Origin of the sequence: Paenisporosarcina sp. TG20, assembly GCF_000286315.1 — a bacterium.
In the GTDB taxonomy this organism is placed as follows: Bacteria; Bacillota; Bacilli; order Bacillales_A; family Planococcaceae; genus Paenisporosarcina.
This window is the reverse complement of the sequence record NZ_ALJG01000216.1, coordinates 1-10,192: the sequence shown is the minus strand read 5'-3', so window position 1 is coordinate 10,192 and position 10,192 is coordinate 1. Positions and strand designations below refer to the sequence as shown.

Below are 10,192 nucleotides of genomic sequence, written 5' to 3'. Positions count from 1 at the left end.
AGATTTTTTATTATGAAATTGATTCATTCAAAAAGGAAAGTATAGAAGAACCGGTAGAGGCGATTAATCTTCTACCGGTTCTTCACTTTCAATCTTGTCTTTTTTCTAAATAAGTAGGTCGGATGGTACCCCATGGAGCAACGTCAAGGAAAATCCTCAGTTCACGAGCCTCTTCAAAATCTGGACCGGTTCCTTGTTCAACATAATATTGTTCGAGTTGCTGTGTTGTAATTCGAGTATCATAATATGTCCCTTTTATTGCACCAGTAAAGGTTTGATTTTCGATACGATCTATAACGGCGTAGCCATCATCGCCTTCTATTAGAGTAAAATATACATCACCTTGTTGTAAGGAAGACGTCGGTTTCAAATCAGGGTATTGCAAGAGCACGTATTCACCATAGAATGGGTCAAACGGATCGTATGGCTCCGCTCGTAAAATGAATTCTTCACCAAACCAAGAGATGGCATAAAAACTCGAAGCAATAACAAGTACAAAAACTGTCTGTAGAAAGGGAAATAATATCGATTTCAAGATGAGACACCTACTTTCTTACGATTCATTCTCCAGGCAATGCCAGACAATGTGAAAAGTAGAAGCGCTCCAATAAGAAAAAAGAGAGACATATCAAGTCGTTCCCAGGCATAGATGAAATACAGCACAAACTGTACAGCAATGAAATATACAAAGGCAAGTGCAAGTGGCTTTTCTTGTCGATGTCTAATGATTAAATAGGCAAGTGCAACTACTTCCGCTAATATTGCAAGACCAATTGCAGTATCGTCAAAGAGCAGAACACCGACAAGACCTAGTACAGAAATCCAAGTAATTGCTCGAAAACGTTTATAGCACAGTGCAAGAATACCTGTGGCTACAATGACAAGTGAAATTGATTCGGTTAAGTTTAGTTCAACGAGGGACAGCGCTGTTTCACCTCGAACGGCCAAGTAAACGACCAATTGAATGCCACCGATGATAAGATAGAGCGGACGAAGAATCCGTTCTTTTTCAGGTACGAGAAGAAGTAACACAACTAATGCAAACAGCGTCCAAACGGGCCAGAGTACACTCTTGTAGTCAACGAGACTCCAAAGCATAAGGCCTGAACCAAACAACAAAAGCCAGCTAAACACGATTGGAAGGGGATTACGGCTAAAATAAAACCATCCTAGTGAAACGATGATGAAACTGCCCCATTCGAACCAACCTATTGTGGGAATTGATGTAATTAACACTTGTGCCCCAAAAATAAGCCCAATAAAAGCATATGATTGATGGCGCCAGTAAAAATAATGTGCAAGTGCAGCAATAAAAATGGCCCAAGGTAAAATCGAATTAGAAATGGAAAGATGAAAAGTTTGGATTGTGATGATAATACTAGCGGCAAACATGCCAAGCCCAATGAGTCGGAAAATAATAGGCTGCCCAAATTTTTTCTGTTCAGATAAATAACCAAATCCGTAAAACATCCACATTAATAACAAAACTAGCGTAATCCTTAGCATATCAGGCATGACTTGCCAATTTGCTGCGATGAAACTAAAAACGGCCAGTGAAAAGAATATAAGTCCAATGATTAAGAGAAGAGGAAGTTTCTTTGGCTTAGGCTGTAAATGCTCGAAAGCAAGAATCTGATTGACTGTCGTTTGGTCGATAAAACCTTCGTTTTGCCAACGCTCTAAGTTACGATTTATGTCCATGTTGACACCTCCTTATCTTTACTTCTATTATAATCCTTCTTTATCTAAATAGACAGATAACTCGGGGTTTTCAAGTGCCAATATTGATGGGATTTCACAAAAATAATGGGCTGTCATAGGCATTGATATTTAAAATTCTTACCATTATCAAGATATAAATAAGATGCAAAGTATTTTAAGTTTCCACGCTCCATAATTCACTATCCATAAGGCCCACGTCCATCGTCTCATTTATTCAATACGAAATGCATGCTACACTAGGTCGTAAACTTTTTTAATGAAGGACGTGTTTTATATGATAGGACGTAATGATCCATGCCTATGTGGAAGCGGTAAAAAGTATAAAAAGTGTTGTGAAAGTAAACAAGCGGTCACGATTGACGAAGTACGTTCAGAAGAGTTAGATCGCCTATTACAATTATTTTATGATGAATATCCGGAACGAAAAGATTTACCTGCTTTGCAAATTGTGATGAACGAATGGAAATCTAAGTTAGACAAATTCTTAGTTGAAGAAATGATTGAGGCCATTGCCATTGATGAATTCTTCTTCCATACGAAACCTGAAATTTGGCTAAAGTATGTTGAAAAACAACAAAAAAGAGTAGTACGACCAGCTATAGTCGAAGTGTTAGAACATTGGAAAACACCGACTGTACTCCTCGGAGAAGTAGTTGGCGTGGAACTAGAATTTATGTTAGTAAAAGACATATTTACAAACGAAACGCTGTATTTGAAACGCGAAAGTGAAAAGCCTGTTCCGATAGGTGTGCATGTTTTCTGCTTTAAGCTACCTGATATTAACTTAAACGAGAACCACTATTTAGCTGTTTCAAGTTTAATTTTCCTTCCAACTGATCACCATGATTCAATCACGACATTTGCAAGGGAAAATTCTACTACAAATAATGAAGAGTCATCTAAGTTCTTGCAAAATCATCTGATTGCATTCTGGGAAATGCTTGGCTCAAATGGCTATGACGGTGGAGAATTTACAAATTTTGAAGCGGGAATATTGATTGAAGTAACGGAAAGACTAGAGAACCATAATCGGTATCCTGAAAAATTGGTTAGTATTATTGAAGATTATTTAGTCATCAATCAACCAAATGCGAGAAAAGAAGGAGCCGTCGCTGCTGGTGCCATCCGCTTTGGCCAAGAACATAAATTATTTGAAGGTCCTTACTGGAGTATAAAAGAAATCGCTGAATGGTATGAGGTTTCGACTCATTCCTTAAACAAATATTATAAAGATATGAACGAATTTTATTTAGTGAATACAACAAAATAAGTAGAGTAGCCCGCCGAAGATTCAATTTCGGCGGGCTTTATTGTTATTGGTATACTGAAATTATGGTAATCCAGAAGAGCTGTATCTAAAACAGGCATGATAGAGTGTGTAAAAAACCTTCAATCAAAGAATAATCCTTTATAATTAGCAACAATCGGTCGAAATTGCATCTTCGGCCGATTGTTTTCTATACAATAAGTGTTTATTCCCTAGTAAACCAAAATTAAAGTCCTGTGCACGGGAAGGGTTGAAGGGGAGCGACGGAATGTGCAGTGTATAGCGAGCCGGAAACCTTCATGTGTCCACTTCTTCAGTGGTGGCAATATTGTATCTAAAATGCATAGGTATCAAAAGGTGAAAGGGGCCAAAATTATAATCTCATATTCTTTCCTGTATATGGTAAGATGAATAGTGATGATGATTTCATCACTGGAGGCTTTATTATGTATACACTGGGATTTGTAATAAGTCATAAGAACAATGAAAAGAGAAGAGCGATACTACCAAAGGAATTGCCGAACATAAAATGTGTTGAACAGCTATTTTTTGAAGAGGGATATGGGGCTGATTTAGGCTATTCTGATGAAGAATATAAAGCTCATGGCGTGCATATTGTTTCAAGGGAGCGTGTATTGGAGTGTGACGCAATCATCGATGTTAAGTTAGGTGATGCGGATTACTTTGATAAGTTGCCTCCTGGAAAGTTGTTAATTGGGTGGGCACATGCAGTTCAAGACATTAAATTTACAGATGCAGTACTAGCAGGAAATCATACCGTTATTGCCTGGGAAGAGATGTTTGAGGACGGAAGATATATTTTTTATCGGAATAGAGAAATTGCTGGAGAAGCTGCGATTCTGCAAGCTTACCAATACGTCGGCAAAATGCCATATGAAACAAAAGTTGCGATTCTTGGAAATGGCCAGACTGCAAAAGGAGCTCTTAGAATTTTACATGGTTTAGGGGCGAATGTTGATGTTTACGGACTGAAATTAGAATCTCTTTTTATAAAAAATATGAGTAAATATGATGTTCTAGTTAATTGCGTAATGTGGGATACAAGCAGAACAGATAGAATTATATATAAAGAAGATTTAAAACGCCTTAAAAAGGGTGCAATGATTGTGGACGTAAGTTGCGATCCTAATTTAGAAATCGAGACTTCCCGTCCTACAAGCATTGATGATCCGGTCTATACGGTGGATGGTGTGATACATTATGCTGTCGATAATACGCCTGCGATGTTTCCACATACCGTTTCTAAAGTGTTGAGCGAAGAGTTTTGTAAAATGGTAGATATGCTCTCAGAGGGAAATTGGTCAAAAATGGTTCATGACGCGATTGTCATTGACAAAGGTCATATCCTTGATAAGCATATTACAGATTTCAGAGAAGCTAGAGGATTATTGGTTCAATAAAATTGGTTGAAAATAATTCGAAAAGGAGCAAAGTGAGATTTTCACTTTCCTCCTTTTTTTCCTTTTATTTATATTTTTCGGGACAAACGGTTTAATTTCATGGAATAAGAGGTAAATACAAAGAAACAGAAGGAAAATAACAAGGAGGACGTTTCACCTATGAAACTTATGCAGGATGAAATCAAACGGTTAGAACAAGGTTATTACAAATGCAATATTTTACATATAAAAAAACTGATACGGAGTGATATCAGATTTTTAAGTAAAGCAATATTTATTAGTGAAAATCGACTATAAAGCTTATTTCCTTTCTAATAGAAAGAAGTTAAAATAAATAAGCGTCAAATGATGCCTCCTATTTGATTGGTGAGCATTTTTCTTTTGCATATTAATTCGTCATAAATTGTTTCGTTTTACCTAAAGTACTTTCTTTATTCACAGACTTGCCTGAGCTGGAACCCCACTTCTTTAGCGGAGGGAGTAACGGGTTTGCCATTCAAAGCGAACTGGAAACCATAATCGATGTATTGGAAACTCCTTTATTTTTGGGTGCTCTAGAATATGATGTTGATATGAGTCTAATTTCTTTTCTTTCATATGTTTCGCATCTTTCGTAAATGGTTAGAATACGATATAATGGGAGGTGAAGGAGAGTGATTTTAATGATAACCGTGGAAAATGAGGTTAAATTAATTTGGGAAACAAATAAAATTGAACAGTTCCGAAATTTGAGTGTCAGTGCAGATGACTCTAATATTAGTAAACTATATGAGCAAATTTATAGTGCTTCAAAAGATCTTGCTCAGACTTTAGAGATGTTAAGTGAAGAACAAAAAGATTCATTTAAAAAGCAGCTATTATCAACACTTGGTATGGATAGCGACAACGTTCAAATAAATAATAACCCCGATCCAGAATATTTATCAACTAACGATGTTTCTAAAATAATTGGAATTTCACCACAAGCTGTACGGAAATGGTGTGAAACGAAGAAGTTAGTCGCAAAACGAACATTCGGAGACTATGGAGAATGGAAAATACCTAGTCAACAGTTTACAGGGAACGACGAAATGGTAACCAAGCATAAAGAAGTTATGAGGCAAAAAATACAAAAGCAAATAAAGACACATGAAGCCTTAAAAGAGCTGGAAATATTACCTAAATTTCACGAAATTATAAATGAGGAAGATTCAAAATAAACCACTTTGATAAGTGGTTTTTTTGAAGTCTAAATTTCTTGTTAGACCATATTATTTGTTACTAAAATATGATATAATTACCATAAAAAAGTAATTGGTAGATTAGGTTGGTGATGGCTGAGGTGTTAGAAAAAATGACGATACATTAACAAGTAGAAGATAAAAGAAATAATGAGACAGTGGACTTTTTATTAGATACAAATACAATAAGATTTAAATATGGGGCTAGTGAGGCACCGGCCGAGACGATTAAGGCTGTAGAAAATTTCTTCCAGTATACAGATGCGCTAAAAGATGTCTATAACTTTGTTGTTCCTTGGCAAGTTGGCTCAGAATTAAGAATTTATATATACCGTATCCGTAATAATCATCAAGAAAATTCGGATTTTCAAGACAAAGCAGGGAAAGTTGAAAAGTATATTAAAGATATAGATTTTGTAAATAGTATTGAAGATTACCAACTAGAGGAAGATATCCGTATTTTTTTTGAGTATCTAAATTCAAAGTATAAGTTTTTGTATGAGGATGGAACAAAAATTAAGTTAAAAGGCTTAAAGAGCGATGATGCAAGAATATTATTAACCGCTATTCAAGAAGACCACTCTATAGTTACGAATAATGTTAAAGACTTTATTCCTATACTTGCATTTGAAAAAGCAATATGGGATCCGGTTAATGATAAGATTTACTGGTTATCTCCTGACTCTGCGAGGGTATTTTATGAAGATGAAAATATTAAACAATGGGTTGAACGGATTAGAAATAAATTCAGCTTATCTGTTCCAATTGAAAAAGAAAAGAATATCCTTGAAGCAATCAAAAAGGATCGAAAAGAGTAAATTGTACAATTAATTATATTAATAAGTCTCTGCCAGCAGGTAACATCGTTAAAGCTACTACATAAGAACTAAGAACTTTTTTGTATGACGTGTTAAATCTGCTGTTTCAGAATTTAAATGCCATCTAAATTAAACAATTTGTATTAATCCATTTTTCTTACCTTTGAGAATGTTAAAGTGCTTAAAAGAAGTGTATTACTCAAAGTGATTAAGATTGATATCGAGGATTCGTCTAATGTATTGACAATAGCAGAAGTCAATACATTTGTATCTCCAACTCCAGAATTATACACATGTTGATGATCTGGTTAAAAGTGCACATATTAATAGCGTTAGAATAAAAAAGTTGTAGTTTAAGAAAAACCACTGTGTTAGCGACAAGTCTGACACAACTACTTAATAATAACATGGTGGGAACTGTTATTGCGAAAGCCATACGGATAAGAAAAGAACGTCCCTGAGATGGTCGATTTAATTTAGCAAACTCTCTAACCAAAATTAGAGATATTGTCCCTATACTAATACTTGGGAGATTTAATAATCAACACCTGTTGGCTTTGTTGGTTTATTTGTTGGTTTTTGTGATATGCTGAAATGGAAACAGGAGGGAAAATCATGTATCTAACGAAATGGCAAACTGACGAAGGGTTATGGAATAGTGCTTTAACTTTGATAAAAGGGCAACATTATACAGATGCTAATGAAGTAGTTAAAGCAATTGCAGTTCAAACTGTTCAATCGATTGGGGGAACTATCTCCATTGATACTTTTCCAACTCATCACAAACAATTGGATGAAAAAGAGATTCTTTACATGCAATCCTTGTCCAGAGAAATTTCTGAATTAGTGGGAAGAAGGGATAAGAATAAAGTAGCTGAACTAGCTACCGACTATATAGATCATTTCATACAATTGTTGACTGAAAACCATAAAGAGGCAGATTACTTGCATAAACAATTATTGAAAGGATTCATAAAAACTCAATTATTGGAATCACATAGAAAACACTATAAATTTATTAGAGGTGGCAAGATGTATGCCAACTCAATTTTCCAGGGATTGGGTGTAGAATCAGAGAAAGGAGAATTTGTTACATCCACTGAGGCTGCAGAAATTGGAGGAGTTTCAGATCAAACAATTCGTCGTTGGTGTGAAAAAGGAAAATTTCCAGAGGCGTTCAAAACTGAAGGAGGTCACTGGAGGATTCCTGATAAATACTTGAAAATGAATTTACAACAAGTGAGAAAAGCCAATGCTTTCATGAAACAATTGGATGAAGATACCCGGGAACAGCTAGGAGGCGATGTGGATGAATTCGACCTCGACCTTGATTATACCTAAAGCATTGATTGATACCACGGTTTTGTGCGGTGCTATTCTTACGGATGGAGTAAATCGAAATTTGCTAAAAGTTGCTCGATTAGGCGTCTATCAGCCCATAATATCCAATGTCTGTTTATTAGAATTTGTACGAAATGCGTCTAAAGGCTGGTGGTAAAAAGAATCCAAAAGTATTCGATTGGGAGACAATTGAATACTTTTTGGAATGTTTCGTCTTTCCTGCTTTACAGGGCTTAGAAGTGACTAATAGCACTGTTTCTCGTAGTAGTTATGATGTGATTAAAAAGCTTACCAAAAGGTCATCAATCTCAATTGGAGACGTACTTCTCGAGATTGTAGATTGTACGGATAAACAAGCAGAAGATATTATCCAGGAACATGGTATGAGGCTTCCTTTAGAAGACTTTGACATACATGACTTTCTTGTTTGGGCTACTGCAATCAAAGCTGAATGTGAATACATAGTCACTCGAAACACCAACCGTTTTCCAGCGAGAATCGGTTCCATTATTCGCATAGACCCTCTTGATTTTTTAAATGAGTTATAAGTGACCTATATAAGGAAAATGTTTTATAAAGAATTATCTTCCTAAAATTAGGGTTTCCCTAAAAACTATAAAATTTAAATTCAACAGTGTCTGATATTATATATAATTGTCATAACTAACGCGTTACCACTAAACCCTATAGAAAGTTTAAAAGCAGCCGAAATTTCATCTTCGGCTGCTTATTTAAATTAATGTAATGAGTTGCTTCTTTCATTTCCAGGCACCGGCCGAGACGATTAAGGCTGTAGAAAATTTCTTCCAGTATTCAGATGGGCTAAAAGATGTCTATAACTTTGTTGTTCCTTGGCAAATTGGCTCGGAAATACTATCATATGTGAATAATAATGGACTTATGCAAACTGGTTATTAGATTAGGTCTCAAGGGTACTCAACAATTTAATAGGAATATTCTACGCTCCTCTTTAATGTGTGGTGGAGAATAATAACTCATTTATTTCCCAGAAAATATACAGTTGAAGTTACAATTTGGGCATGTTCCAGCAACTTTACTTGGCAGTGAGACGTTGGTTGATAAAACCCCTAGTTTGAACGATAAGGCTCTCAAAATGACCGATAAACACTATGATTTAAACGATAAACGCGTCAATTTGACCAATAAGTTTTCCATGAACGAATGAAATCTTCAAAAGGTGTCTTACTAGACAAGTCGACTAGCTAATGAGACGTTCGTTAGCGATGTCTTCTTTCAAACAGTAGCGCAGCGAAAACAAAACTATTCAAATTCCTAAATAGGAGCCAAGGAGCAGTCACTTCATGGCTCTTTTCTGTTAGAGAAGGTATTTTTAAATTTGCGGTTCACCAAGTAAACTTGGCAGTGAGACGTGTTTGGTTGATAAACACGTCAGTTTGACCGATAAAGAGCTCAGTTTGACCGATAAACACTCCGGTTTGACCGATAAGGTTCTCAGTTTGATCGATAAGTTTTCCATGAACGAATGAAAGCTTCGAAAGTTGTCTTACTAGCCAAGTCGACTAGCTAATGAGACGTTCGTTTGCGAAGTCTTCTTTAAAACAGTAGTGCAGCGTAAACAAAACTATTTAAATTCCTAAATAGGAGCCAAGGAGCAATCGCTCCATGGCTCTTTTCTGTTAGAAAAGGTATTTTTAAATTGCGGTTCACCAAGTAAACTTGGCAGTGAGACGTGTTTGGTTGATAAACACGTCAGTTTGACCGATAAAGAGCTCAGTTTGACCGATAAACATGTCAGTTTGACCGATAAACATGTCAGTTTGACCGATAAACCCACTAGTTTGACCGATAAGTTTTCCATGAACGAATGAAATCTTCAAAAGTTGTCTTACTAGCCAAGTCGACTAGCTAATGAGACGTTCGTTTGCGAAGTCTTCTTTAAAACAGTAGCGCAGCGTAAACAAAACTATTCAAATACTTAAATAGGAGCCAAGGAGCAATCGCTCTTGGCTCTTTTCTGTTAGAAAAGGTATTTTTAAATTGCGGTTCACCAAGTAAACTTGGCAGTGAGACGTGTTTGGTTGATAAACACGTCAGTTTGACCGATAAGCCCGCTGATTTGACCGATAAACATGTCAGTTTGACCGATAAACCCACTAGTTTGACCGATAAACTTTTCTAAGACTTAACAATCTCTTAAAATGCATCTCATAAAACAAGTTTACTAGCTATTGAAACACCCAAAAAATAGGGTTTCGATAAATACATACTTTAAGAGAATAATTTGATAATATTGGAAGTGTTAAATACTAAAAGGTGTGCTTATTATTAAAGCAATTATTTTTGATTTTGATCGTACGTGTTAAATCTGCTGTTTCAGAATTTAATTGCCATCTAAAGCTACTAACCCAACTTTCATCCCAA

10 protein-coding genes are annotated in these 10,192 nt (G+C 35.8%); 7 read left to right on the top strand and 3 right to left on the bottom strand.

Going from position 1 to position 10,192, the window contains the following annotated elements:
• Nucleotides 1–88: 88 nt before the first annotated feature.
• Nucleotides 89–535, bottom strand: coding sequence for a GDYXXLXY domain-containing protein (locus B371_RS0104555; RefSeq protein WP_019413124.1), 447 nt, complete (start codon nucleotides 533–535; stop codon nucleotides 89–91).
• Nucleotides 532–1,701, bottom strand: a complete 1,170-nt coding sequence (locus tag B371_RS0104550) for a DUF2157 domain-containing protein (protein ID WP_019413123.1) — start codon at nucleotides 1,699–1,701, stop codon at nucleotides 532–534. The genes B371_RS0104555 and B371_RS0104550 overlap by 4 nt, the downstream gene beginning before the upstream one ends.
• Nucleotides 1,702–1,996: 295 nt before the next feature.
• Between B371_RS0104550 and B371_RS0104545 the strand changes: the two genes are divergently transcribed.
• The 7 genes from B371_RS0104545 (at nucleotide 1,997) to B371_RS0104515 (ending at nucleotide 8,337) form a co-directional block, all read left to right on the top strand.
• On the top strand, nucleotides 1,997–2,992 hold the full coding sequence (locus B371_RS0104545; RefSeq protein ID WP_019413122.1) for a YecA family protein: 996 nt from the start codon (nucleotides 1,997–1,999) through the stop codon (nucleotides 2,990–2,992).
• Nucleotides 2,993–3,435: 443 nt separating this feature from the next.
• Nucleotides 3,436–4,410, top strand: a complete 975-nt coding sequence (locus B371_RS0104540; RefSeq protein ID WP_019413121.1) for a N(5)-(carboxyethyl)ornithine synthase — start codon at nucleotides 3,436–3,438, stop codon at nucleotides 4,408–4,410.
• Between the two features lie 653 nt (nucleotides 4,411–5,063).
• Nucleotides 5,064–5,609: a helix-turn-helix domain-containing protein gene (locus B371_RS0104530; protein WP_019413119.1), complete on the top strand. Its 546-nt coding sequence runs from the start codon at nucleotides 5,064–5,066 to the stop codon at nucleotides 5,607–5,609.
• Nucleotides 5,610–5,788: 179 nt separating this feature from the next.
• Complete coding sequence (locus B371_RS0104525) at nucleotides 5,789–6,448, top strand: hypothetical protein (RefSeq protein ID WP_019413118.1); 660 nt, start codon at nucleotides 5,789–5,791, stop codon at nucleotides 6,446–6,448.
• 615 nt (nucleotides 6,449–7,063) lie between these two features.
• Nucleotides 7,064–7,789, top strand: coding sequence for a helix-turn-helix domain-containing protein (locus B371_RS22365; RefSeq protein ID WP_019413117.1), 726 nt, complete (start codon nucleotides 7,064–7,066; stop codon nucleotides 7,787–7,789).
• Nucleotides 7,758–7,946 (top strand): PIN domain-containing protein, encoded by a 189-nt coding sequence (locus B371_RS22700; RefSeq protein ID WP_157185143.1) that lies wholly within the window; start codon nucleotides 7,758–7,760, stop codon nucleotides 7,944–7,946. Before B371_RS22365 ends, B371_RS22700 begins: the two co-directional genes overlap by 32 nt.
• Nucleotides 7,924–8,337, top strand: coding sequence for a hypothetical protein (locus B371_RS0104515; protein WP_019413116.1), 414 nt, complete (start codon nucleotides 7,924–7,926; stop codon nucleotides 8,335–8,337). Before B371_RS22700 ends, B371_RS0104515 begins: the two co-directional genes overlap by 23 nt.
• 1,137 nt (nucleotides 8,338–9,474) lie before the next feature.
• On the opposite strand, the gene B371_RS23370 is transcribed toward B371_RS0104515, so the two are convergent.
• Nucleotides 9,475–9,648: a hypothetical protein gene (locus tag B371_RS23370; protein ID WP_019413114.1), complete on the bottom strand. Its 174-nt coding sequence runs from the start codon at nucleotides 9,646–9,648 to the stop codon at nucleotides 9,475–9,477.
• Nucleotides 9,649–10,192 lie beyond the last annotated feature (544 nt).